This window comes from Psychrobacter sp. 16-MNA-CIBAN-0192, assembly GCF_040309565.1.
Taxonomy (GTDB): domain Bacteria; phylum Pseudomonadota; class Gammaproteobacteria; order Pseudomonadales; family Moraxellaceae; genus Psychrobacter.
This window is the reverse complement of the sequence record NZ_JBEOOX010000598.1, coordinates 1-245: the sequence shown is the minus strand read 5'-3', so window position 1 is coordinate 245 and position 245 is coordinate 1. Positions and strand designations below refer to the sequence as shown.

Genomic DNA, 245 nt, shown 5'->3' with positions numbered 1-245 from the left:
CCTATGTACCCTGAGGTTGGCTTTGTGCTGCATACGGGTCAACCAGAATGGGCATCGTCTTTTGCGATTTCAGAAAACGTCTGCATCACTACCAGCCAAGATATCCTCAAACGTATTGCAGCCGGTCAAGGCGTTGGTCATTATCAGCTCTGTTTAGGTCATGCCAGCTGGGGTAAAAAACAGCTCGATCGTGAGCTTGCTAACGGCGACTGGCTGGTATGCCCTGCTGATTTAAACTTATTGTT

At 48.6% G+C, this 245-nt stretch carries 1 protein-coding gene; it reads left to right on the top strand.

Annotated features, from left to right (window positions below; genetic code table 11):
- A partial coding sequence (locus AAEY78_RS14525) for a YqgE/AlgH family protein (RefSeq protein WP_352340153.1) occupies positions 1-245 on the top strand: 245 nt, incomplete at both ends.